Source organism: Pirellulales bacterium, from assembly GCA_019636345.1.
Lineage (GTDB): Bacteria > Planctomycetota > Planctomycetia > Pirellulales > Lacipirellulaceae.
In genome coordinates this window covers 528405-552077 of sequence record JAHBXQ010000004.1, presented here as the reverse complement: position 1 = coordinate 552077, position 23673 = coordinate 528405, and the positions used below count along the sequence as shown (strand labels likewise).

The window sequence follows — 23673 nt, the reverse complement described above, 5'->3', positions numbered from 1 at the left end:
CCGGCGCTGCGCCATTTTCCGGAATTGGCCGCGACGCTCGACGCTGAATCTCCCGCAAGCGATCGGTGTTGATATGGACGTAGCGCTGCGTCGTGCGACAGTCGGTATGCCCCAGCAAGGCCGCCAGTTCAATGTCGGTGACGCGCCCCGACGCTTCGGTGCCGAACGTGTGCCGGGTGCTGTAGAGCGAAATCTGCTCGCCCCCCTTGGCTTCGATCTTTGCCCGCGAGCGCAGCCGCGTCATCTTGCGGCAGAGCGCGTCTTTGCTGTATGGCCCTTGCCGGGCGTTGAGAAAGACGTGATCGGTCGGGACGTGCGGCTGCTTGGCAAGCTCCCGACACAGGTTCCAGATAACGTCCGGCAGCGGAATGATGCGGGGCCGAGGCCGACGCTGCTGCGTGATCGTCTTGTGATCCTTGAGAATCCACATCCCTGCGTCGAGATCGACGCAATCCCAGGTCAACGTCCGAATCTCGCCGGGTCGGCAGCCAGTCCAGCGGAGGGCCTGCAAGACGTTCTGAAAGCTCGTATCCGACTTCTGCAGGAGCAGGTCGAACTCGGCGTCGGTGATGACCCGCGACCGCGTCAGCGCTTGCGGTTTCTTGTAGCCGATCAGCGGATTGACGACCAGCACGTCGAGCCGGACCGCCCAGGCAAAGACCGCCTGCACGGCCGCAATCGTGTCTTTCACGGTCGACGGACTGTAGTCGGCCGTCATCCGCTGTTCGAGGCGGGCAAGGTGCAGCTTGCAAATCTCTTGCACGAGCGTTCGGGGACCGATGATTCCCAGCGCCCGCGCCAGCCGGTTGCGATAGCCGAGGTGCGTCTGCGGCTTGCGACGCGCTTTCACGTCGTCGAGAAACTCATCCGCGAGATCGGCGAACGGGGCGCGCAGCCAATCGGAACCCGCCCCTTGCTGGGTCTTGAGATGCTCCGCCCTGAGTTCGCGGAGCTTCCGACAAGCGACCTTGTAGTCCTTGTCGAGATAGATGCGTCGGCGTGCGACGCTCGTACACCAATAACCGCTCGGCTCGTGGAGCCACGGTTTGCCTGTCGTTCGACGTGCCATGATCGGACCCTCCAAATGCCCTGTCGGAACAAGGTCTGGAAAGCCCGATTCGGTCGGTCCGCAGCCAGGATTGTGGGTACAATTGTGGGTACTGCGGGCCGGCCGGTCGTTTACTATCGACGTAAGTCGTTACGTACCAAAGTGGAGCGGAAGGGAGTCGAACCCTCGACCTCTGCATTGCGAACGCAGCGCTCTCCCAACTGAGCTACCGCCCCGAGAATCCAGGATTTTAGCGGTCCCCCCGGGGGGCGTCCAGGACCCCACGACTGGCAATCGACCGCTCGTCGCGCCTGACCCGCGACGTGCCGCAAAGGTCGCGCATGAGGCGGAGGAGCTTCCCGGGGCGATCTTGACCCCGTGGCGAAACGGGCCTCGGCAGGGGGGAGGTACGCTCACGGATTGCCGCGTCGAGTGGAGTCGCGGTCGGCGAGCCAGTCGCCTGGGTTCAACACGCCCGCTATCGGACCAGCTCCTCTTCCTCGTTCCCCTTGTTGACCTCGATCTCGCCGCTGTCCTCGAGGCTGCGGATGACGTCGACGATCTCCTGCTGCTTCTGTTCGACGACCGACAGTTTGACGGCGCCCAGGTAATCCATTTCCTCCCGCAGCATGTCGGCCGCGCGCTGCGACATGTTGGCGAACACCTTGTCGCGCAGCTCGCGGCTGGCGCCCTTGAGCGCCAGCGCCCACTGGGCGTTCTCGACGTTCTTGAGCACAGTTTGGATTTGCTTGTCGTCGAACCGACCGATGTCCTCGAAGACGAACATCAACCGCCGGATTTCCTCGACCAGTTCGGGGTCTTCGTGCGCCAGGTTCTCCAGCAGGGTGCGCTCGGTCGCCCGGTCGGCCACGTTCAGCATCTCGGCGACCGCGGTCACGCCGCCGGCGTTTTCGAAGCTGGTGCTCATGACGCTCGACATGCGCCGTTCGAGTCCCCGTTCGACCTCCTGGATCAGCTCGGGGTTCGTCTGCCCCATGTTGGCGATCCGCTGCACGACCGACAGTTGCCGATCGGGGGGCAACTGGGCGAGGATCGCGGAGCTGGTCGCCGGCGGCAGGTGCGACAGGATCAGGGCGATCGTCTGCGGATGCTCGTCGATGACGTAGGTGAGAACGTTTTGCGAATCGACCTGCCGAAGAAACGCGAACGGAACCGCTTCGATCGAGTGGCGAATGTTCTCGAGCGTATCGGTGGCGTTTTTCCCCAGGGCCCGCTGGACCAGCGTTTTGGCCCGGTCGAGCCCGCCGAACGACGACCCGCCGCTGCCGGGGGTCGACTCGGCGAATTGCAGGATCGTCTGCTCCTCCTCGTCGACGGAGATCGACTTGAGCCGCGCGATCTCGATCGACACCAGCTCGACCTGTTTCGGGTCGAGCCGAGCCAAGAGCTCCGCCGCCTCCTCCTCGGGGAGCGAGGTCAGCAGGACGGCGGCCTTGCGAAGTTCGGACATGCGGCGAGAGTCGGGGCGCGGACCGAGCGGGGCGCAGCACTGCGCTTCACTTCCGAAGGGATCGGCGCCCCACGCGGACCGCCTTGAGACCCGGCGCCGGCGCCGGAACGACCCCACCGGCTGCTTGCTAGCATGCGGCCGGCGAGCGACAGGGAGGGGTCGGAACGAGAGCGAGCTGGCGTGCAGTTCGTCGCGGGCTTACGCCCCGACGGGGGCCGAGACCACCTCAAGACCCACTTCAAGCTGCAACGGGCCGAAATCCGACTCGTAGGGGACGACGATCGGCTGAGCGTTCGTCGGGAAGCGGATCATGTGGTCGGCGCCGGTGACGACGTTCGGCAGGCTCACCGAGAGGTCGAACTCCTCAAGCTCGGCCTTAGCGGCGCCGGCGACGATGTTTGCCAGTTCGCCGACCGCGTCGATGACGTCGTCGTTGATCTCGGTGCACTCGTTCATCAGCAACGCCGAAGCCGCCTTGAGGGCGACCTCCTCGGACAGGTTGATGACGACCGTCCCAACGGCCCGGCCCGAGAGGCCGATGACGCCGCTGATGGGGAACTTGCGCATCCCGCTGGACGTTCTGGCAAGCTGACCGCGCCGGACTTCGCAGCCGCACATGGTCGAAAAAGCGCTCGACAGCGAACGAAGGAACGGATTGATGTGCTCGGCCTGCATGGCGATTCTCGGACGGCAAGCGGTTTCGGTCGGCCTCCCACCGCACTAGTGCTTTGTCAACTCGTAGTTTCTGGGTTGGGGACGACGCAACGTCTGTCTGTCAACAGGTTGCGTCGTCGCCAACCCAAAATTGAGCCTGAGTCAAAGCACTGGGCGGAAGGCGTAAACTCGTTGAACTAGGGTAGAACGCCGCCAAGTCGGGTCAAACAACCCGCTGGCGAATCGCGAGCGGCCAAACGTCGCCGCGCACCCGGCCGCTCTTGATGCGCCGCCTGTGCCGGTTGTGAGGCGCTCGGTTCGCGGGGGGATTACCGCAACTCCAACTCGCAGACGCCCCATTGGCCGTCGCACTCGTCAACGGCCACCGAGAGCCGTTGCGGCGACGCTCCGCCGCGGGCCTGCAGCCGGTCGATCAATTGTCGGCCGATGTGCCGGGCCAGCAGCTCGGCGGTCGTGTTGGCCACGGGCAACAATACGCAATCCTGCCGCGGAAAAACCCACCGCCGCCGGTCGTGCGTCACTTCGACCTCGTCCTCCCCGGCGACCACGCGGATCGACGGGTGCCCGGTCGGCAGGAGCATCCGGTGGTCGAGCCCGTCGACAATCGCCTGCAGCTCGTCCCGCAAGGCGATGAAGTCGATCACGTACTGATTCTCGTCAAGCGGCCCGTGCGCCTCGGCGGCAACATGGTAGTTGTGTCCGTGGAGCGGCTCGCAGACGTCGCCGTTGAACGTGATGAAATGAGCCGCCGAAAAGACGAGCCGCTCTTTGGCGATGCGAACGTGATACGTTTCAGACATGGCAAGCGGCCAGGACTAGCGGGGGAATAGGGGAATAGTGGAGCGGATTCGCTGGCCAAGAGCGAAACCAAGCCGGCGGCGCCGGCCAGAGCGCCCAGCGCCCTGGCGCTCACGCGTAGAATCTCGCCGGCAGCTCTATCCTCGCCTCGACCAGCAGCACGAACAACCCTGCAGCGATCAAGTCGGCCGTCGTCCCCGGGTTGCGCCGATGTCCGTCCGAGCGGAGCCAGAAGTCGAGATCGGCCAAGGCGTCGGCGTAGGCAATCTCGCCCGGGGCGCCCGCGTCGAGCGCCTTCGCCGCCCGGGCCGCCGCCTGCTCGGCGACTTGCGAGCCGCACTTGCGAGCGATCAGCGAATCGGGATGCATCGCCATTGTCGTCACATGGGCATGAACGATCGCGTCGCACAGCGACCACCCCCGGTCCGTCCCGGAGGCGATCAAGTTTGCGACCGCCGCGACGTCGGCAAACCTGTTCACGTACTGTCGCGCCACAAGGTCTCGTTCCGCGGCCAGCGCCATCGCCTCGACCAGTCCGAGTTCGGGCGGCGGCTCTCCAGCGACGTCGGCGACGGCGACCTCGCCCATCCCCCCCGGCTCGGCCAATCGGATCGCTGCGTACACGGCTATCGCGTCGGCCGCGCCAAGTTCGTCGAGGACGCCGCCGATGGTGGCTGCCACCGGCACGCCCCGCGAAGCCGCCGCGGCCAGCGGAGCCAGGAGCAGCACCGCCCCCAGGTACGCGTTCGTCCCGACGGCGTTCCGCATCGCGTCGACCGCCGCAAGGGCCGCGTCGCCGACCCCTTCGCCAGCTCGCCCCAGCGGCGGCCCGACGACCGTTGCGCTCGCCGCGAAGTCGGCAAACGTGAGATCCTCGAAATCAGCGCCGCGGTACACGTTGCCGGGCTTGGGTGCGAGCGCTTCCCACAAGCACGCCAAGGTGACGCAAGTCGCCAAATCTGGCTTCGCCGAACGGCTCATGGCGACTCTCCCAGGAATTCGCCGAGCAAGCGGCGGGCGTCGTCGGGGGCGTCCTCGACGACCCAGTGGCCGACGTCCGCCAGCCGATGCGACACGGCCCGCGGCCAGACCTGCTCGAACCGCTCGCGGCAGGCTGGGGTGAAGCACCAATCGCGCTCGCCCCAGATGAGCGTCGCGGGCATGTCGGCCAGTTCGGGGAGCCGGTCCTCGATTTGGCCAAGCGGCGCCCACGTCGGGTGACGCGGCGACAACGGGATGTCGCGGACGAACTGGTAGACGGCGGCTCGTCGCCGCCAGTTGCAATAGGGGGCCAAGTAGGCCGCGGCCGTCTCGGGGGCCAGACGCCGAGTCCGTGCGAGCGTCATCGTGAGCGCGGCCCGCGAGAACGCGTTCGCCCCCTGCAACGCCAACCGTCCGAACCCCGGCCAACGGCAGACTCGAATCCGCCAGGGGATGAACCAGGGCCGAAACGCCCCCGTGTTGAACAGGGCGATCCGCTCAAACCGTTCGCGCTCGGCGAGCAGCGTCCCCAGGCCGATCGCGCCGCCCCAGTCTTGGGCCACGAGCGTGATGCGCTGCAGGTCGAGATCCTCGACGAGTCGCCGCAGGTTCGCGACGTGGTCGGCCAGCCGCAGCGGGCGCGGCTGCAAATCGCTGAGCCCGCACCCCAGGTGATCGACGGCGACGCACCGCCGCCGCTCGCGAAACGCCGCGATCAGCCGCCGCCAATGATACGACCAAGTCGGGTTGCCGTGGACGAACAACAGCGTCCCGCTCGGCTCCCCCGCCGGGCGCTCGTCGACGTAGTGGAGCCGGCCCTCGGAAAGCGCGAGCCAATGGCTGGCAAAAGGGCTCTGCGGTGCGCCGCGACTCATTCCGCGGCCCAATGCATCAAGCGGGGTCTCGCTCCAAGCCGCCAAGACCAGCGACGAGTCGATCGAGAATCACGGTCAAATCCAGGCGGGCAAGTCATCGCTGTAGCCTACCAATCCCGCCGCCGGGCAACAACGACGCTGCAGCCGGGGTCGCATGTACGCCAAGCGAAGCTGCGATCCGTCATGCGAACGCCTCGGCCTCCCCTTTGACGCCAGGGGCTTCGGGGCGTACAAAGGATCGTCTGACTCGCGGTCGCCCGCGGTCGGCCGTCGACGAGGGGTCCCTGCAATGGGGGCCTTGCGAACCTGGTCAGGGTGGAAACACAGCAGCCATAAGCCCGCGCTTCTTTGTGTGGGGACCTCTCGTCGACGGCCGACCGGCGTCGCGTCGATTTGCGGGCAGGACTTTCCCTCATGCGGGATTGAACCCCGGGATTGAACCCCGAAGTGTCACGGCGGAAAGCCGAAGCTGCGGCGCAGCGGAGCGTAACGATCTGGCGAGCTCGCGATGAGTGATTTCCCCGCGACTCCCGCCGCGTCCCCCGGCCCCCCCTCTCACGGCCACGACTACGTCGTCGTCGCCCGCCGGTATCGGCCGCAGTTGTTCGAGGAACTGATCGGGCAGGGGCACGTCGCCAAAGCCCTGGCCGGGGCGATCGAGTCCGACCGGGTCGGGCATGCCTACCTGTTCACCGGCGCCCGCGGCGTCGGCAAGACTTCGGCCGCTCGCATTCTGGCCAAGGCCCTCAACTGTCTCGAAGGGACGAGCCCCCACCCGTGCGGGAAGTGCGAAATCTGCACGAGCGTCGCCTCGGGGGACGACGTCGACGTCATCGAGATCGACGGCGCCAGCAACCGCGGCATCGACGAGATCCGCCAACTGCGGCAGAACGTCGCCGTGCGACCCAGCCGGGCGCGGTTCAAAATCTACATTATCGACGAAGTCCATATGCTCACCAAGGAGGCGTTCAACGCCCTCCTCAAGACGCTCGAAGAGCCCCCCGAGCATGTGAAGTTCATCTTCGCCACGACCGAGCCGAACAAGATCCCGATCACGATTCTGTCGCGGTGCCAACGGTACGACTTCGCGGGGATCGACGCGGCGGCGATCCAGCATCGGCTGGGGCAAATCGCCGCGGCCGAGGGCGCCGAGGTCGAGTCCGACGCCCTCGCCCTGCTGGCGATGCGGGCCGCAGGCTCGATGCGCGACAGCCAGTCGCTGTTGGAGCAGTTGCTCTCGACCGGCAGTCGCTCGATCTCCGCCGCCGACGTCACCGGCCTGTTGGGGCTCGCCCCCGCGTCACGGCTTAGCCGGCTGGTTGATCCGCTGGTGAATCGCGACGCCGCCGCGGCGCTCGCCGAGTTCGACGCCGCGCTCGCCGACGGCGCCGAGCCGGGGCAACTCGTCGATCAACTGCTCGGATACTTCCGCGACGTCATGACGCAAGCCGTCGGCTGCGGGCCCGAACAGATGCTGCACGCCCTGCCCGGGCAGCGGGACGAAATTCGCGGCGTCGCCCAGCGGCTGGGGGTCCACACGCTGCTGGCGATCTCGGGGATCCTCGACCACGCCGCCTCGCGGTTGCGGGTCAGTACGCAGGTCCGCACGCTGGTCGAAATGGCGCTTGTGCGGATTTGCCGACTCGGCGATCTCGACGAGCTGGCCGAGCTCATCGCAACGCTCAAGACGGGCGCGACTCCCGCGGCGGCCGTCGGCGGGGCGAGCGCGGTAAAAAAAAACGGGCTGACTAGCGTCGGAATCGCCCCGGCGCCGGTTGCTCCGCGCCACGAAATCACGTTGGCGCCAGTCGCTGCGGAATCAGCGCCGACCACTCCGCCGGTCGCATCGACGGCGCCGGTCTCGACGACCGCGCCGGCGGCGATGGAACCCGCGCCCACCGTCGCTGCTGATCCTGGCCCGTCGGACCCGGTCGTCGCATCGCTCGACGCCGCCGCGGCGCAACAGGCGTGGAGCCGCCTCGGCTCGCTGCTGTCGGGAATGCTGGCCGATCACGTCGCCGCCGCCGAGCGAATCGGCGTCGACCCTCAGGGCCGACTCGTCGCCAGCTTTCCCGAGAGCAAGCGATTCAACCGCGACTTCTGTGCGAAGCCTGCCAGCGCGACGCAAATCGAAGGGGCGCTCGCCAAGTTGTGCGGCCGCCGCGTCGTCATCGCATGGGAGACCCACCCCGATCCCCAGGGGTCCGCTCCCCCGCCGCGGTTGTCGCTCCGGCAGCGTCAAGCCGAGATCGTCAGCGACCCGTTCGTCCAAAAAGCGATGGAACTGTTCGGCGGCGACCCGAACCGAATGAAGTACGTTCCTCCGCGGGAGGAGTGACGCGAGACGGGGGGTGGGACAACGGGCCCTCGGATCGACAAGGCCGCAACTCGGCGCGACCGGTCACACTCGCGAGCAAGTCCCCTGGTTCAATCGTTCCAAAGTCCAAACGTCCCAATTTCTCCCCTCTCTGCCACTGTGGTACACTGTAGCAACGCCCGACAGGAATTCCCCGCCATGCTTAAAGGCCTCGGTCAACTCGCCAATCTTCCCGGCATGCTCAAGCAGGCTCAAGAAATGGGCCAGCAGATGCAGCGGCTGGCCGAAGAGATGAAAGCGAAGCGCGTCACCGGCGCCGCGGGGGGCGGCATGGTCGAGGTCGACGTCAACGGACTCGGCGAAGCGCTCGCCGTGCGCGTCGATCCCGAGTTGATCGCCATGGGCGATCGCGAGCTGCTTGAAGACCTGCTTCCCGCCGCGATCAACGCGGCCTGCGCCAAGGCGAAGGAACTGCACGCCGCGGAGATGCAGAAGCTCGCCGGCGGGCTCAATCTGCCGGGGCTCACCGAGGCCCTGGGCAATCTGGGGGGCGGGACCTAGGTCCGCCGCAAGCGCAAATTGCGTAACTTTGCGCCATTTCGTCCCCCCGCTGCGCGGTAGAATTCAGGTGCGGCGCCTCCGCGTCAGGCGTGCGCTGCGCGTCCGCGCACGGGATGGGAAAGCAAGGCTTGCGACGGTCGCCGTCGACCCCTTGCGGATGCAACCCGCAGCGCCGGAGTTGTTTGACCTTCGGCGCGCCGCGGCAGTATGCTACACCACGCCTGTCGGCGATCGATTCCTTCCATTCACGCTCACCCCGGAACCCGTTCGACTCATGCGTCTCTCGCTCGGCCAAAGCATGCAGATGGCCCAGAAGCAGGTGCTGGCGCCGCGGATGATCCAGTCGATGGAGATTCTGCAGTTGCCCATCATCGCGCTGGCCGAACGCATCGAGCAGGAGATGGAGGACAACCCGGTCCTCGACCAGATCGAACCGACCGAAGAGCCGGGCGACTACGACGACGCCCCCGAGAATCCCGACGCGCTGGCCGAGACCGAGCGCGAGTTGGTCGTCAAGGACGACGAGAGCAATGAGGCCGATTTTGAGCGCCTGCTCAACATGGCCGAAAACATGCCCGACGAGTACGAGGAGCGCTCGCGCCCCTCGCGCGGGGAGATGGAGGCCGAGTCGGACCGGCGGCACGACCAGATGGCCAACATGGTGGCCCGGCCCGAGTCGCTGCAGGATTACCTCGAGCATCAACTCAGTTGGTTCGACGTCGACGACGAAGTTCGCAAGATGTGCGAACGGATCATCTACAACCTCGACGCGAACGGGTATCTCAACGCCCCGCTCGAGGACCTGCTGCCGCCGGTTCCTCCCGAGGTGAACGGCGACGCCGCGGCGTGGAAGGCCCTGCAACTGGCCGTGGCCGAAAAGGCCCTGGCGGTCGTTCAGCGGCTCGACCCGCCGGGGGTCGGCGCCCGCTCGCTCAAGGAGTGCTTGCTGCTGCAACTCACGCCAGGGTTGCTGTTTTTCGAGGAGCTGCAGGTGCTCATCGAGCACCATCTCGAAGACCTCGAGAACAACCGCCTGCCGCTGATCTCGAAGAAGACCGGCTTCTCGATCGAGACAATTCAAGAGGCGTGGTCCGACCTACGGACGCTCAAACCCAAACCGGGCGCCGAGTTCAACGAATCGACCGCCGCGGCGGTCACTCCCGACGTCTACATCGACCGTCGCGACGGAGGGGGGTACGAGGTCCGGCTCGAAGACGGCGATCTCCCCTCGCTGTACATCAGCCCGACCCATCGGCGAATGCTGCAGGACGCGATCGCCCAAAAGGACAAGGAAACGGTCGAGTACATCAAGCGCAAGATCAACGCCGCCCAGTGGCTGATCGAGGCAATCGAACAACGCCGCAGCACGCTCACGCGCGTCTCGCAGGCGATCGTCGATCACCAGCAGCGGTTTCTCGACGACGGGCCCGAGTATATCGAGCCCCTCAAGATGCAGCAGATCGCCGACAAGGTGGGGGTCCACGTGACCACCGTCAGCCGCGCGGTCGACGACAAGTGGATTCAGACGCCGCGGGGGATCTTCCCGCTCAAGCGGTTCTTCGTCGGCGGCACGACCGGCGCCGACGGCGAGGAAGTCGCCTGGGACAAGGTGCGGCTGAAGCTGCAAGAGATCGTCGACAACGAGGACAAGACCAAGCCCCTGTCCGACGACGCCCTGGTCGATGAGCTCGGCAAGGCGGGCATCACGGTGGCCCGCCGCACGGTGACCAAGTACCGCAAGGCGATGGACATCCCCAGCAGCCGCCAACGCCGCGACTGGACGCAAGCGGAGAAGTGAGCCGCGAGCACGGAATCGACGCGATTCTTGCGCGTCACGGCGCTGTTTGAAGTTCGCTCCTGCTTGGCAAGGCCGTAAGCGACGTGGGAAGTCGCAATTGAGCGCTCGGGGCGATTGCAGCGGGACATGGCGTCACTGCGTCGTGCCGCCTTCCGATTTAACAGGGACTGCGACGCGGAAGCCCCCGCCGTTGGGCAGGCGACTGCTGATTTCCTGTAAAAGCTGTTCGGAGGGGACGGCTTCGACGACCTCCGTGGAGTCTAACGCGTCAGCACGGCCGCAGACGCTACGACAGCGGGGGAAGGCCGACACGTGAACGATGGCTTGGCCTGGCTTGCCGAGCGGAATCAAGGCGAACGTGACCGGTGCGGAAGCGCCTGGCGGCTCGTCGGCCGCGCGAATATAGGCGGACACCTCAATCAAGAACTGTCGCGAACGGGTCTTACTGTAACGATCGAAAGCTTCTCGCTGCCATATTGCCAGCGGCAGGAAGCTTCGCCGGGTGAAGAGCGCCAACCAGCACGGCTGGTCCGCCGGAAGCGTAATCGGGCGTTTGATTCCCTCATGGAGCGACCGGTGCGCCATGCGGATCGCGTCTTCGGGGGTTCCTGCCGCACATACGGAATGCACAGTCGGACTTTTCGGATCGGCGAAACGTTCAACGAGGCAGCCCCACGTCTCACGAATCAGGCGTTGAATCTCTGTCGGCGACTCGGCGGTCAGGGCATCGTCGAACGCGGGAATTTGTCGACAATGGGCTGCGGCATACCAGGGGGCGTCGGTCCCGTCGCATAGCCAGACGTCAGCGAGGCTCGTCGTGCCAATACTCCACTCGCCACGCTCTGGTTCTGCCGGATTCAGGAATTCGCGAGCCGATCGGACGGGCTCCGCCGGGGCCAACGTCTGACGCGGCATGCGCTGCGAGGCGTAAATATCGCGACTCCAATCGACGGCTCGGCCGAGGGCGGCCAAATCGGCGAGGAGTACTGATTCTTCAGTAGCTTTTGTCGTGATCGTGCTGTCAGAGGCGCTTTCGCTTGTCGTCGAAAGTCGTTCCAACAATCGCTGGCGACGCACGTAGAGAGCGGCGCCGTAGTCCTGCCCGTCGTACTTCACCGCAGCGAAGCGGCGAGCGAGCAAGTCTGTTTCTCGTTGCTGTTGTTCGTTCCGTTTGGCCTCTTCCTCGGGCGTTGCGAAGCGCAGCCGATCGTTCACCACGGCGAGGGGCATGTCCTGGCCTTCTGCACGCACCTCGACGGAATACTCGCCGGCGGGCAGCAACCCAAGCGGGACGAAGAACCAGTTGGGGACGATGTCCCTCGTCGCGGAAAACGTCTTGGGGCGACTCAAGACGATCGTGGCTGTCTTTCGATCGATCGTGACTCGATCGACGACGAATTTCGGCGGCGCACTTTGCGAGAGACCAGCACAGATCGCCGCATAGAAGGGTGCGTTTTGAAAGGAGACGGGAGGTTCGTTGAGAAAGGCCGCCCGCCGCGCGTCTTCCGGCGAGAAGGCAGGAACGATGAACACAAGCGGTTCCTTCGGGGCCGGCATTTGCCGATAGCTCCACTTGGCGCCCACGCGGAGCTCGAAGCTGTTTCGCACCGGCTGCACGCCTGCCTCCAACCCGCCGCTGCCGCCGCACAACCATGTCGGGACGTCGCCGGCGTACGGTTTGAGTCGGCCGAAGTAGCGGGCGAAGTACGTCGAGGCTCGGAATGCCGTGCCCATTTGATTCGCGTGGTCGAGTTCGTTGTGCGACTTAGGTCGCACGTGCCATCCGTCGTATTCGACGACAAACTTGCTGAGGTCGTCGTCAGGGGTGAACTCAACAGTCCACATTGGCTCCGTGTCGGCGCGTCGCTGGTAGCTGCGGCGTTTGGGACGCGGCGGCTGCGGATAGCGTACCAAGTGCTCGGGCGCAAGGAGCAACTCGCGACGTGATTCGGGGACCCGCCACACGCCGCTCGAGTCGATCCACTCGGGGGCATCCCACGGAAGCTCGTAGACGCGGTAGTCGGCGAGCGGGCCGCATCTCGCGGGAAATCGCGAAAGCCACGGCCAAGCGAGCCATACGGCAAGAGATAGGAGCAGCGTGGCGCCGATCAGAATCCGTTTGAGATAGCGCCGCATGAGGAATCAATCCTGTTTGCGAGGCCGCTGGCAACGGAGGAGGCCGCACCGGGCGCCATGCTCACGCCAATCCGCAGGCGTGATCCAACTCAGCCCATCACTCCCGCAACAACTTCCGCACCACCAGCGGCAAGATGCCGCCGTGGCGGTAGTACTCCAACTCCACCGGCGTATCGATTCGCACTCGGGTCGTGAATCTGCGTTCCTGCCCCCCCGACGCGGGGCGGGCGACGACGGTCATGGATTGGCCGGGATGAAGGGCTTCGCCCAGATCGGGGAAGTCGAAGATCTCCTCGCCAGTGAGGCCCAGGCTTTGCCAAGTGTCGCCCTCCTCGAACTGCAGGGGCAGCACGCCCATGCCCACTAGGTTGCTGCGGTGGATCCGCTCGAAGCTGCTGGCGATCACCGCCCGGACGCCTAACAAGAACGTCCCCTTCGCGGCCCAGTCGCGGCTGCTGCCCGTGCCGTACTCGGCGCCGGCCAGAACGACCAGCGGGACCCCCTCGCTTTTGTACTTCATCGCCGCGTCGTAGATCGCCAGCGCCTCGCCGCTGGGCAGGTGGCGCGTGACGCCCCCTTCGACCCCGCCGGCCAAGTGGTTGCGGATGCGGATATTGGCGAACGTGCCGCGCGTCATGACGCGATCGTTGCCGCGGCGGGCGCCGTAGCTGTTGAAGTCGACCGGGTCGACCCCCGCGGCGATCAGGAACAACCCGGCAGGGCTCGCCTTGGCGATCGATCCTGCGGGCGAAATGTGGTCGGTCGTCACCGAGTCGCCCAAGGCGGCCAAGCAGCGGGCTGCGGCGATCGGCTTGATCTCGCCCGGCTCGGGGGTGAGGCCCACGAGGAACGGCGGCTCCTGGATGTAGGTGCTCGTTGGGTCCCACTCGTACAGCTCGCCGCCGGTGATTTCGATGGCGTTCCACTTGGGATTCTTGCGCCAGATGTCGTCGTACTGGTTCCGGAACATCTCGGGGAGCACGCACGCGTCGACCGCTTGGGCCACTTCCTCGCGCGTGGGCCAAACGTCCTTGAGGTACACCGGCCGCCCGTCGCCGCCCGTGCCGAGGGGCTCGGTGAGCAGGTCGACGTCGGTCGTGCCGGCCAGGGCGTAGGCGACCACCAGCGGGGGGCTCGCCAGATAGTTCGCCTTGACATGGGGGTTGATCCGCCCCTCGAAGTTGCGATTGCCGGACAGCACGCCGCTGGCCACGAGGTCGCCCGTTTGGATCGCTTCGCGGACCGGCTCAGGGAGCGGGCCGCTGTTGCCGATGCAGGTCGTGCAGCCGTAGCCGACGGTTTGGAACCCGATCGCGTCGAGCGCCTTGTCGAGCCCGGCCTTTTCGAGGTAGTCGGTCACCACGCGGCTGCCGGGGGCGAGACTCGTCTTGACGTGCGCCGGGGGCTTGAGCCCGCGGGCGGCCGCCTTCTGGGCCACCAGCCCCGCGGCGATCATCACCGACGGGTTGCTCGTGTTCGTGCAACTGGTGATCGCCGCGATCGCGACGGCGCCGTGGGTGATCGTCGTCGAATGGCCGTTGCTCTTCACCTCGCCGGTGCGGGCGAGCGCGGTCGCGTCGAGACCGAACCCGCGGTCGGCGATCGGGGCGGAGAGCGACTCGCGGAACGATTGCTTCATCTGCGACAACGGCACGCGGTCCTGCGGGCGCTTCGGCCCGGCCAGCGACGGTTCGACCGTCCCCAGGTCAAGCTCGACGACCGAACTGAACGTCGGCGCGGGGGTCGCGTCGGTGCGGAACAGATTCTGCTCCTTGCAGTACCGTTCGACGAGCTGCACCTCGGCCTCGGTCCGGCCGGTGCGGCGGAGGTAACGCAGCGTCTCGTCGTCGACGGGGAAGAAACCCATCGTGGCGCCGTACTCGGGAGCCATATTGGCGATCGTCGCCCGGTCGGCCAGCGACATGCTCGACACGCCGGGGCCGAAAAACTCGACGAACTTGCCGACGACTTTTTGCTTGCGGAGGATTTCGGTGACGGTCAGCACCAAGTCGGTCGCGGTGGCGCCGGGGGGAAGCTTGCCGGTGAGCTTCATCCCGACCACCTCGGGCATGAGCATGTAGATCGGTTGGCCGAGCATGACCCCTTCGGCCTCGATGCCGCCGACCCCCCAGCCGACGACCCCCAGGCCGTCGATCATGGTCGTGTGGCTGTCGGTCCCCACCAGCGAGTCGGGCACGGCGACCTGCAGCCCGTCGGCGGCGCTTGGGTCGTCGCGCAGGAAGACGCACTTGGCCAGATACTCGAGGTTCACTTGGTGGACGATCCCCGTCCCCGGCGGCACGACGCGGAAGTTGGCGAAGGCGTCCTGTCCCCACCGGAGGAACTCGTACCGCTCGCGGTTGCGCTGGAACTCGAGATCGATGTTCAGATCGAGCGAGTTCGCCGCGCCGAAGTAGTCGACCTGCACCGAGTGGTCGATCACCAAATCGACCGGCACGAGCGGGTTGATTTTTTTCGGATCGCCCCCCAGCCGCTGCATGGCGGTCCGCATCGCGGCGAGGTCGACCACGCACGGCACGCCGGTGAAGTCCTGCAGGACGACCCGCGCGGGGTTGAAGGGGATCTCGACGCCGGCGTCGCCGGGGGCGAGGACGCCCCGGCTCGCTATCCAGTTCGCCAGGTTCTTGACGTCCTTCTCCTCGACGACGAAGCCGTCGCAGGTTCGCAGGCATGCTTCCAACAGCACGCGGATCGAGAACGGCAGGGCGTCGACCTGGGTGAGTCCCGCTTTCTCGAGCGCCGCCAGCCGATACATCGCGGCTCGGCCCGAACCAGTGTCAAACGTGTCGCGGGCGGCAAACGGATCGGTCTTGGCCATGGCAGGATCAGTCGGGGGTAGGTGGAGGGGGTCGCAACAGCGGCGGCGGCACGTCCCGGCAAGCCGCGAGTTCCCAGCTCGCCGGCGCGCCGCAAAGCCGGCGTCATGATAACGAATCGCCGCCGAAAACGGCAGGCGCCCGAATCGCTCAGGAGAACGAGGCCCCGCCGAGCCCGACGCGCGGACTTCCTTGTCGCCGCGAACTTCTGTCCGTTCGGCGTCACCGCGATGCCGCGACTCGCAGGTGGCAAACTCCCCTCGTTTTCCCGTCTGGTCGCGCGTCCCGGTCGCGGGGAGAATGGCCCGACCACGGCCGGCGAGCTGGGAGCTCGCGGCTTGATCGGTTGACCCGCCGTGCCGACTTCACGCTCGATCGCTTGCCATGCCCGCCGCTTCGCCACGCGACCAGTATCTCACTTCGCCGCCGCCGACCGCCGAAATGCCGCGGGGGATCCCCTACATCGTCGGCAACGAAGCGGCCGAGCGGTTCAGCTACTACGGCATGCGGGCGATTCTGTACGTCTTCATGACCGAGCACTTGGTCAGCGCCGCGGGCCAGCCGGACTTGCTCGACAAGGCCACGGCCACGCAGTGGCAGCATCGGTTCGGGTTCGGCGTCTACTTCCTCCCGATCGCGGGCGCCCTTCTCGCCGACTGGCTGTGGGGCAAGTACAAGACGATCCTGCGGTTGTCGCTGATGTACTGCCTGGGGCACGCGCTCTTGGCGCTGGTGGACGTGCCGGGAGTCACGGGGATCGCGCCGCGGTCGCTCTTGGTGGCGGCCTTGGTTTGCTTGGCGATCGGCGCGGGAGGAATCAAGCCGTGCGTCTCGGCCCACGTGGGGGACCAGTTCGGCAAACTGAACCAGCACCTGCTGCCGCGGGTGTATCAGTGGTTTTACTTTGCGATCAACGTCGGCGCCGCCGCATCGATGGTCCTCACGCCGCGCCTGCTGGCGAACTTCGGCCCCGGCGTCGCGTTCGGCGTGCCGGGGGTGTTGATGGGGGGCGCCACGTTCGTGTTCTGGCTGGGCCGCAACAAGTTCGTCCACATTCCTCCCACCGGCAATCGCATCTTCGCCGAGATCGCCAGCCCCGCCGGCCGCCGCGCCGTGGCCAATCTGCTGCCGCTGTACGCGTTCGTCGTCATGTTCTTCGCGCTGTTCGAGCAGACCCAATCGACCTGGATCGAACAGGCCAAGAACATGGACCGCGTCGTCTCGCTTCCCGGCTACGGCGCGTTCGAGTTCAACCCGGCCGAGATCCAGGCGATCAATTCGGTGTTCGTGCTGATGATGATCCCGATTTTCGCGGGGGCGATCTACCCGCTGTGGGGACGCTTCGCCGAGGTGACGCCGCTCAAAAAGATCGGCGTGGGGCTGTTCGTCACGGCCGGGTCGTTCGCCGTGTGCGGATACGTGCAGGCGCGGATCGATGCGGGCGATTCGCCGCACATTGGGTGGCAAGTGCTGGCGTATCTGATCATCACCGCGGGCGAGGTGCTGGTGTCGATCACCGCCCTGGAGTTTTCCTACACGCAGGCGCCTAAGACGCTCAAGAGCTTCATCATGGGGTTGTTCCTGCTGGCGATCGCGCTGGGCAATCTCCTCACCAGCGAGGTCGCGGGGCAGATCAAGGCGCTCGAAGAGGCGGGCTATCGATTCCTGACCGGGGCCAACTACTACTGGACCTTCACCGCGGCGATGCTCGCCTCGGCCGCGGCGTTCGTCGTCTGGTCGCAGTTCTATCGCGGGGCGACGTTCATTCAGGGGAGCGACGCAGCGACAGCGGAGTGACGTCGCCGAGGGCGCATGAAAAAAGCCCCGGCCTTGCGGTCGGGGCTTTCGCGGAATGTCTGCAAGCGTTGGTCTGCTTGGCTCGCGGTTAGTGGACCAACTCGAAACCGAAGTCGACGCCGTTGATGAACACCTCCTGATCCCCGCCGCCGCGGATGCCCATGTCGGGAATCCGATAGACGACCACCTCGGAGGCTCGAGTCACGTTGTCGACGAAGATCCCGGTATAACCGAGCTTGAGCGCCAAGGCGCTGGTGACCTGATACCGAGCCTCGGCCCGCACTTCGACCAGCGGCGAGAACTCGTTGTGCTGCTTGCCGGCAGTGGAAAACGTCGGCTGGGTGTAGAGGAGCGAATTCGGCTGCCCAGGCGCTAGATTCTCGCCGAACGCGGCCGTCTGGCCGATGTCGGTGACGTTGTAGCCAAGCAGACACCGGGCGTCGACGCCCATGCTCCACCGCTTGTGTTGCTGGTTCCAGGCGGCCCGAATCTGGGGGCCGACGATCTGATTGTCGGCGATCGTCTCCTGATAGGTTCGGCCGAGGATACTGCCGCGACCATCCCAGTAGAACGTGTCTTTCATCTTAAAGAACCGGGCGCCAATCCCGAATTGGAAGCTGTTTCGCTGCTCCTTGACCGGCAGATGCGAAGTGTCGATGTCCCAAGTGTGCATTACTTCAACGCCGTCGGTGCGGGTCGTATTGCGAACCGCCATCGTGTCGAAAGCCACGTTGAAGCGAGCGAGATCGCCCCAGTCGGTCAAGAGTCCAATAATCGCATCAGTCACCGGATCGACAATAAAGATGAACCCATTGATGGCGTTGCCGTTCAGATCGTCGATGAGCAAATCGCCGCCCGCGAGGACTTCGAGTTCCGTGATAATTCCGTTCTCGACGGCAATACCGACGACACGAACACCAGGTCCCCCCAACGTCCCAAGCACATCGTTGACATAGTCCCTGAATCCGAACAGGTGTTGATCGTTGTTTTCGAAATTGACGTGTACAGAACCGAATCCATTGGCTGTCGTGGGGATTGCCGCCGTCCCTGAATGGGGCGCCTGGACTCCGAAACCGCCTCCGGTGAAGTCGAACTCCTCGATCGAAAACCCGGTGGTTCCCAGCAAGTCATTGGCCAACAGCGGCAGGTCGTTCCACGCAGGAAAACTGTTTGGATATGCCAAATGCTGGAATCCATACACCTTGTAGGTGCTCGATACCGGCCCATCCAGAACGCCTACCATCCAGGATCGTCCGCCGGACTGATACCCCACTTCGTACCGCGTCCCCCAGCCGAGGTCCGCGTCGGGGGGCGCTTCCTGGATTCCGTTCTGAATCAAGTACGGCGGGGGCGGGTCGCCGTTGGCAAACGGGTTGGTCCCGCCGCCGTTCAGGTCGACCGTCTCGCCGTAGTAGATGACCTCGGACAGATCGGTCACCCCGCGGGCGCCGATCGTCGTCCGTTCGCCGGTCATCGCCCACACCAGCCGGTTGTAATTGAAGAAGAAGCCGCACTCCTTCTCAATCGGCCGGCAGTTGAAGTCAAAGTCCACAGGGGCGAACCACTGCGTCTCGAAGTCGCAGGCCGGACCGCAGTAGGCGTCCTGCGCCTGCGCCCAAGCCGACGGGGCGAGCCCGCTCGACGCCGCCAAGCCCAACGCCGCGATCCATTTGTGAAGAGATCGAAAAGTCATAGGATTCCCATCCCCTGTGGGAGGCGGCGCACGGTCGGCGCACCACGGTTGGCTCATGTCCTGCAGACAGACTTCGAGGCCTATCTGTGCGGGTAGTATCGGACGCGCCGGTCGAAGCGGTTGAGTAAGATTGGTAAACAGTGCCGAAAATGCCGGACGTGACGCTAGCGGCCCGTTGAAAACGGGGGCTGGCCGGCGGATCAAGGGCAAGAACTCCCTGAAACTTGCGCTCCGCAAACGCGCCTGTCCCCTTCAACAACCCTGCCGACGGGGGCGCTTTGAGCGCGGCGGATCTGCGGGAACTTGCCCTGCCAACACCGCGATCGACGGCCCCGCACCCTCGCCTTCACGCCTTTCCGCCCCGTATACTTTCGCTAGCTTGCTTCCTTGCCGCTTCCGAGCTTTCCCCCGGCGACCCGTGCCATGAGAATCCCGCTGCCGCTTCGGCCCCCGACCCCGCTGGCGATCCTGTGCTGGCTGCTCGCCCCGCTGTGGGCCGGGGGATGCCAAGCCCGCGAGGCGACGACCATCCTCGCCCAGGGAGAACTCCCCGAGGACGTCGGCCAGCGCTGGGTCGAACTCGTCCGCGACAAATCCGACGAACCGACGGCGATGACCACGGCCGTCGTCCGGTACGTCCCCGCGACCGAGTTCGACCCCCAACGGGCCCCCGGCGATTACCCGCGGTACGTCGATCTGGTGGGGGCGGTCCACATCGGCGATCAGAGCTACTACGACGCCCTCAATCGCCGGTTTCGCACCTACGACGCCGTGCTGTACGAGCTGGTCGCTCCTGAGGGGACCGTCGTCCCCAAGGGCCGCGGCACGTCGAACGCCCACCCCCTGGGCGCCATGCAAAACGGCATGAAGTCGATGCTGGAGCTCGAGCACCAGCTCGAACAGATCAACTACACGGCCCGCAACTTCGTCCACGCCGACATGTCGCCCGAGGAGTTCCAGCAGTCGATGGCCGAGCGCGACGACGGGTTCCTCAAGATGTACCTGCGGTTGATCGGGACCTCGATGGCGCAGCAAAGCCAGAACCAGTCGAGCGGCGACTCGCCGGGGTTCGACTTCATGCTGGCGCTGCTGTCGGACGACCGAGCCCGGCGGCTGAAGATTGCCATGGCCAAGCAGTTCGAGGGGATGGAGTCGCTGATGGTCGGCCTCTCGGGCCCCGACGGGTCGACGCTGATCACCGAGCGCAACAAGCGGGCCCTGGCCGTCTTGCGCAAGCAACTCGACGCCGGCACGGCACGGCTGGCCGTCTTCTACGGCGCCGGCCACCTCTCCGACATGCATAACCGCCTGGTGGAGGAATTCGCCATGCGCCCGGTCAGCCTCGAGTGGCTGGAGGCGTGGGATCTGAGGAAGGAATGAGGGTGAACGCGGACAGAGGAGGGACGAACAGCGCCACTTGCCTTTCGCTCTCCACGACTCGTCTCGCAAGTCTCGCCATGCTCTGCTAGCACGCCAACTGCCCTGGGCGCAACGTCGCGGCAAGGCCTATAAGCCCGCGGGACCGCTGGCGGCGTGCATGGCGCACGGCGCGCGGCCCGTTGCCGCGATGCCGCGGGCTTGTGCTGTGCTCATGTCGCCCCGTTGTTGGAACGTAACTTGGCGGATCCTCGCGCTCGGCTGCGCCGCGGCGTGTTCGTTGCCAGCAGCGCGGCTTCACGCCCAGGCTGGCGAGGTGCTGCTGTCGTTTCATCGCGAGGATGACGAGGGGGGCGACGGAGCCGCCGTGGCTGCTGACGCAACCACGCCTACGAGTCGTACGGATTCCGAGGAGAGTCGCCGGCTGCTCCCGCGCGGCGGCGTGAATCTCCCGCTGGTGCGAAGCGCCGCGACAAGCTCTCCGACGCGTTCCAAGCTGCCGTTCTCGTTCCCCGCCGGCGAGTCGCTGACGACCGCGGCCGGGGGTCTCGCGGCGGTGGTCGGGCTGTTCGTCGTGTGCGCGCTGCTGATGCGCCGCGGCAAATCCAAGTCTCCGGGCATGTTGCCGCACGAGGCGTTCGCGCTGTTGGGCGTGGCGCCGCTCGCGGGGCGAAGCGTCGCCCATCTGATCCGCATCGGCAACAAACTGGTGCTGCTGGCGATCGCGCCCGAAGGGGTCCAAACGCTCGCCGAGGTGACCGACGCCGCGGAAGTCGACCGCATCGCAGGGCTCTGCTCGGCCGGCGCTCTGCACGGCCCGGCTGCGGAGTTCCAGCAAGTCCTCGCCCAACTCGCCCGCGAACCGGCCCGCGGCTTCCTAGGCCGCGAAGCAAGCCGCCGCTAAGCGGCGCCAGATCGCCGGCGATGATCTGGCATGTCAAACGCAAGGCGCGACAATGACCAATGACCAAATCCCAATGACCAAGCGCGGAGGGGAATCGCCCAGCGATTCGTTCCGCCCTTGGTCATTGGTCGCTGGCGCTTGGTCAATCCGCTGCTCCCTTCGCACCCTGTGCGTTTTCGTGGTCGCCTTGGCGGCCGATTCCGTGGCGGCGCAGACGGCGATGGCGCCGTCTGCGCTGATTCCCGCGGGGCTCGGCGGACCGCAGCAGTGGACGAGCCCCGAGGGGATGACCTCGGCGATGCAGGTCCTGCTCCTGCTGACCGTGGTGAGTCTGGCGCCGGCGATTCTGCTGATGACGACCAGCTTCGTGCGGATCCTGGTCGTCATGGGCCTGCTGCGGCAGGCGCTCGGCACGCAGCAACTTCCCCCCAGTCAGGTGATCACCTCGATTGCGCTGTTCATGACGGCGCTGCTGATGACCCCCGTGTGGAACGAGGCGTACAACCAGGGGATCAAGCCGTACACCGAGAAAAAGATCGGCCTCGACGAAGCGTGGAATCGCGGCGTCGAGCCGGTTCGGCGATTCATGGCCGAGCAAATCCGCCGCACGGAGAACGACGACTCGGTCCACCTGTTCCTGAGCTACTTGCCTAGCGAACGGGACCCCGACACGGGCGAGTTGCCCGACAATTACGTCTACTTCGGCGCGGGGCCCGACGAGCGAAACGTGCCGCTGCAGGCGTTGCTGCCGGCGTTCATGCTCAGCGAACTCAAAACCGCGTTTCTGATCGGGTTTCAGATCTACCTGCCGTTCGTGATCCTCGACATCGTCGTGGCGAGCGTGACGATCTCGATGGGCATGCTGATGCTTCCGCCGGTGCTGCTCTCGCTGCCGTTCAAGCTGCTGCTGTTCGTCTTGGTCGACGGCTGGAGACTGGTCGTCGAGATGCTGCTGGAGAGCTTCGCAGTACTGGGGTGAGGGATTGGCGACGAGTGCTTTGTCAGCTCGACGTCTGGCGGGCGTCAAAGCACTCGTGCTTTGTCAGCTCGAAATTCAGCCTCTGCCAAAGCGCTCGTGATTGGGATCGATTCGGACTCGCTGCGTCCTGCTTCCACCCCCTACCCCCCTGACCCCAATGTCCCCCGAAACTGCCATCGACCTTAGCCGCGAGGCCCTGCTGATCGCTACGCTGATCGCGGCGCCGGTCCTGATCGCCGGGACCGTCGTCGGGCTGGCGATCGGCTTGCTCCAGGCGCTCACGCAGATTCAAGAACAAACAGTCGCCTTCGTCCCCAAGCTCGTCGCCATGGTCCTTGCCCTGGCGTTCTCCCTTCCGTGGATCATCTCGCGACTCGTCGAGTACGCGGAAACGCTGATCCGGAACATCCCGGAGACGTTGTGACGGACTCGGGGGAGCGGAGCACCAGGGGACGACGGGACCGCAGGACCGTCGTCCCGTAAGTCCGTCGTCCGATCTGCCGTTCTTCCCGTCGTCCCCCGCTTCCGTCCTATGCTCGAAACGCTGCTGCTACACCAATTCGGCGCGTTCGTGCTCGTCCTGGCGCGGGTCGGGGCGGTCGTGATGACCGCTCCCTTGCTCAGCACCAAGGCCGCCCCGTTGCATGCGCGGGCGTTTCTGGCAGTGGGCCTCGCGCTGATCGTCACGCCGCTGCAAACCGGGTCGGTCGTGGGGCCGCTGGAGTCGCTCGTCGGGCTCGCGTGGAGCATCGTCGGCGAGGCCCTGCTCGGCGCCCTGCTGGGACTGGGGATCACGATCCTGCTCAGCGGCATTCAACTCACGGGGCAGATCGTCAGCCAGATCGGCGGCACGGCCGTCGCCGAGTCGTACGATCCGGCGCTCGACGAGAACGTTTCCGTCTACGGTCAATTCTTCTACTTCCTCGCACTGGCGATGTTCGTGCTGCTGGACGGCCATGTGATGATGGTCGAAGCGATTCTGGAAACCTACGCTTGGCTCCCGCCGGGACGCGCCGCCTGGGGCCAATCTTACGTCGATGCCGCGACGACGCTTCTGGGGCAAAGTTTCCTGTTGGGGATTCGCGCCTCGGCGCCCGCGATGACGGCGCTTCTGTTGGCCACGCTCGTGCTTGGGCTCGTCGGCCGCACGCTGCCGCAGATTAACGTGCTGGCGGTGGGCTTCAGCGTGAACGCCCTGACGACGTTGGCCGCGTTGGTCGTCTCGATCGGAGCGATCGCGCTCACCTTCCCCCAACGAGCCATTGACGCGATCACGCTGATCCGCGAAGCAATCGCAGCGGCGGGGGGAACGTAGAGAATCGAGGACCAAGGGACCAGGAGACAGCGGTAAACAAGAGCTGACGACAACCAAGCGCCGCTTCTCCCGATGGCCCGCCGTTCTATCGTCCTGTCGTCCCATTGTCCT

The 23673-nt window shown here is 65.8% G+C and carries 18 protein-coding genes, 1 tRNA gene and 1 other RNA gene; 10 read left to right on the top strand and 10 right to left on the bottom strand.

Going from position 1 to position 23673, the window contains the following annotated elements; genetic code table 11:
• From KF688_12945 to KF688_12915, 7 genes are all read right to left on the bottom strand, one after another.
• Nucleotides 1–1069, bottom strand: a 1069-nt coding sequence (locus KF688_12945) for a tyrosine-type recombinase/integrase (GenBank protein MBX3426580.1), incomplete at its 3' end; no start/stop codon positions are given.
• 142 nt (nt 1070–1211) lie between these two features.
• A tRNA-Ala gene (locus KF688_12940) sits at nt 1212–1284 on the bottom strand.
• Between the two features lie 242 nt (nt 1285–1526).
• Nucleotides 1527–2519, bottom strand: coding sequence for a flagellar motor switch protein FliG (gene fliG / locus KF688_12935; protein ID MBX3426579.1), 993 nt, complete (start codon nt 2517–2519; stop codon nt 1527–1529).
• A gap of 198 nt (nt 2520–2717) precedes the next feature.
• Complete coding sequence (locus KF688_12930) at nt 2718–3194, bottom strand: chemotaxis protein CheX (GenBank protein ID MBX3426578.1); 477 nt, start codon at nt 3192–3194, stop codon at nt 2718–2720.
• Nucleotides 3195–3502: 308 nt separating this feature from the next.
• Nucleotides 3503–3994, bottom strand: a complete 492-nt coding sequence (locus KF688_12925; GenBank protein ID MBX3426577.1) for a 6-carboxytetrahydropterin synthase — start codon at nt 3992–3994, stop codon at nt 3503–3505.
• Nucleotides 3995–4103: 109 nt separating this feature from the next.
• Nucleotides 4104–4973 carry a triphosphoribosyl-dephospho-CoA synthase gene (locus KF688_12920; protein MBX3426576.1) on the bottom strand — a complete coding sequence of 290 codons (870 nt, stop codon included), beginning with the start codon at nt 4971–4973 and terminating at the stop codon, nt 4104–4106.
• The gene (locus KF688_12915) at nt 4970–5848 is read right to left on the bottom strand and encodes an alpha/beta fold hydrolase (protein ID MBX3426575.1); all 879 of its coding nucleotides are present in this window, start codon (nt 5846–5848) and stop codon (nt 4970–4972) included. The genes KF688_12920 and KF688_12915 overlap by 4 nt, the downstream gene beginning before the upstream one ends.
• 274 nt (nt 5849–6122) lie before the next feature.
• On the opposite strand from KF688_12915, the gene ffs reads away from it, so the two are divergent.
• The 4 genes from ffs (at nt 6123) to rpoN (ending at nt 10524) form a co-directional block, all read left to right on the top strand.
• Nucleotides 6123–6217, top strand: an RNA gene (gene ffs, locus KF688_12910) — signal recognition particle sRNA small type.
• 139 nt (nt 6218–6356) lie between these two features.
• Nucleotides 6357–8186: a DNA polymerase III subunit gamma/tau gene (gene dnaX / locus KF688_12905; protein ID MBX3426574.1), complete on the top strand. Its 1830-nt coding sequence runs from the start codon at nt 6357–6359 to the stop codon at nt 8184–8186.
• A 216-nt stretch (nt 8187–8402) separates the two neighbouring features.
• Nucleotides 8403–8726 carry a YbaB/EbfC family nucleoid-associated protein gene (locus KF688_12900; GenBank protein MBX3426573.1) on the top strand — a complete coding sequence of 108 codons (324 nt, stop codon included), beginning with the start codon at nt 8403–8405 and terminating at the stop codon, nt 8724–8726.
• A 274-nt stretch (nt 8727–9000) separates the two neighbouring features.
• Nucleotides 9001–10524, top strand: coding sequence for an RNA polymerase factor sigma-54 (rpoN, locus tag KF688_12895; protein MBX3426572.1), 1524 nt, complete (start codon nt 9001–9003; stop codon nt 10522–10524).
• Nucleotides 10525–10656: 132 nt separating this feature from the next.
• Here the strand turns inward: rpoN and KF688_12890 are convergent, their stop codons facing one another.
• Nucleotides 10657–12057, bottom strand: coding sequence for a hypothetical protein (locus KF688_12890; protein MBX3426571.1), 1401 nt, complete (start codon nt 12055–12057; stop codon nt 10657–10659).
• 700 nt (nt 12058–12757) lie between these two features.
• Nucleotides 12758–15499 (bottom strand): aconitate hydratase AcnA, encoded by a 2742-nt coding sequence (gene acnA, locus KF688_12885; GenBank protein MBX3426570.1) that lies wholly within the window; start codon nt 15497–15499, stop codon nt 12758–12760.
• Nucleotides 15500–15881: 382 nt separating this feature from the next.
• Between acnA and KF688_12880 the strand changes: the two genes are divergently transcribed.
• Entirely contained in the window at nt 15882–17294 is a 1413-nt protein-coding gene (locus tag KF688_12880) for a POT family MFS transporter (protein ID MBX3426569.1), read from the top strand.
• 88 nt (nt 17295–17382) lie between these two features.
• Here KF688_12880 and KF688_12875 read toward each other — a convergent pair whose 3' ends face one another.
• Nucleotides 17383–18987, bottom strand: coding sequence for a BBP7 family outer membrane beta-barrel protein (locus KF688_12875; protein MBX3426568.1), 1605 nt, complete (start codon nt 18985–18987; stop codon nt 17383–17385).
• 423 nt (nt 18988–19410) lie between these two features.
• Here KF688_12875 and KF688_12870 point away from each other — a divergent pair, with 423 nt between their 5' ends.
• The 5 genes from KF688_12870 (at nt 19411) to KF688_12850 (ending at nt 23562) form a co-directional block, all read left to right on the top strand.
• Nucleotides 19411–20367 carry a hypothetical protein gene (locus tag KF688_12870; protein ID MBX3426567.1) on the top strand — a complete coding sequence of 319 codons (957 nt, stop codon included), beginning with the start codon at nt 19411–19413 and terminating at the stop codon, nt 20365–20367.
• A gap of 211 nt (nt 20368–20578) precedes the next feature.
• A complete protein-coding gene (locus KF688_12865) occupies nt 20579–21268 on the top strand; it encodes a flagellar biosynthetic protein FliO (protein ID MBX3426566.1) in 690 nt (229 codons plus the stop codon).
• Nucleotides 21269–21341: 73 nt separating this feature from the next.
• Entirely contained in the window at nt 21342–22247 is a 906-nt protein-coding gene (fliP, locus tag KF688_12860; protein ID MBX3426565.1) for a flagellar type III secretion system pore protein FliP, read from the top strand.
• A 157-nt stretch (nt 22248–22404) separates the two neighbouring features.
• Nucleotides 22405–22671 carry a flagellar biosynthesis protein FliQ gene (gene fliQ, locus KF688_12855; GenBank protein MBX3426564.1) on the top strand — a complete coding sequence of 89 codons (267 nt, stop codon included), beginning with the start codon at nt 22405–22407 and terminating at the stop codon, nt 22669–22671.
• Nucleotides 22672–22779: 108 nt separating this feature from the next.
• Nucleotides 22780–23562, top strand: coding sequence for a flagellar biosynthetic protein FliR (locus KF688_12850; GenBank protein MBX3426563.1), 783 nt, complete (start codon nt 22780–22782; stop codon nt 23560–23562).
• Nucleotides 23563–23673 lie beyond the last annotated feature (111 nt).

Excerpts from the sequence above, each read along its gene's own strand:
- fliG (MBX3426579.1), bottom strand. The coding sequence starts at position 2,519 with ATGTCCGAACTTCGCAAGGCCGCCGTCCTGCTGACCTCGCTCCCCGAG.
- KF688_12930 (MBX3426578.1), bottom strand. The coding sequence starts at position 3,194 with ATGCAGGCCGAGCACATCAATCCGTTCCTTCGTTCGCTGTCGAGCGCT.
- KF688_12925 (MBX3426577.1), bottom strand. The coding sequence starts at position 3,994 with ATGTCTGAAACGTATCACGTTCGCATCGCCAAAGAGCGGCTCGTCTTT.
- KF688_12920 (MBX3426576.1), bottom strand. The coding sequence starts at position 4,973 with ATGAGCCGTTCGGCGAAGCCAGATTTGGCGACTTGCGTCACCTTGGCG.
- KF688_12915 (MBX3426575.1), bottom strand. The coding sequence starts at position 5,848 with ATGAGTCGCGGCGCACCGCAGAGCCCTTTTGCCAGCCATTGGCTCGCG.
- dnaX (MBX3426574.1), top strand. The coding sequence starts at position 6,357 with ATGAGTGATTTCCCCGCGACTCCCGCCGCGTCCCCCGGCCCCCCCTCT.
- KF688_12900 (MBX3426573.1), top strand. The coding sequence starts at position 8,403 with ATGCTCAAGCAGGCTCAAGAAATGGGCCAGCAGATGCAGCGGCTGGCC.
- rpoN (MBX3426572.1), top strand. The coding sequence starts at position 9,001 with ATGCGTCTCTCGCTCGGCCAAAGCATGCAGATGGCCCAGAAGCAGGTG.
- acnA (MBX3426570.1), bottom strand. The coding sequence starts at position 15,499 with ATGGCCAAGACCGATCCGTTTGCCGCCCGCGACACGTTTGACACTGGT.
- KF688_12880 (MBX3426569.1), top strand. The coding sequence starts at position 15,882 with ATGCCCGCCGCTTCGCCACGCGACCAGTATCTCACTTCGCCGCCGCCG.
- KF688_12875 (MBX3426568.1), bottom strand. The coding sequence starts at position 18,987 with ATGACTTTTCGATCTCTTCACAAATGGATCGCGGCGTTGGGCTTGGCG.
- KF688_12870 (MBX3426567.1), top strand. The coding sequence starts at position 19,411 with ATGAGAATCCCGCTGCCGCTTCGGCCCCCGACCCCGCTGGCGATCCTG.
- KF688_12865 (MBX3426566.1), top strand. The coding sequence starts at position 20,579 with ATGTCGCCCCGTTGTTGGAACGTAACTTGGCGGATCCTCGCGCTCGGC.
- fliP (MBX3426565.1), top strand. The coding sequence starts at position 21,342 with ATGACCAAGCGCGGAGGGGAATCGCCCAGCGATTCGTTCCGCCCTTGG.
- fliQ (MBX3426564.1), top strand. The coding sequence starts at position 22,405 with ATGTCCCCCGAAACTGCCATCGACCTTAGCCGCGAGGCCCTGCTGATC.
- KF688_12850 (MBX3426563.1), top strand. The coding sequence starts at position 22,780 with ATGCTCGAAACGCTGCTGCTACACCAATTCGGCGCGTTCGTGCTCGTC.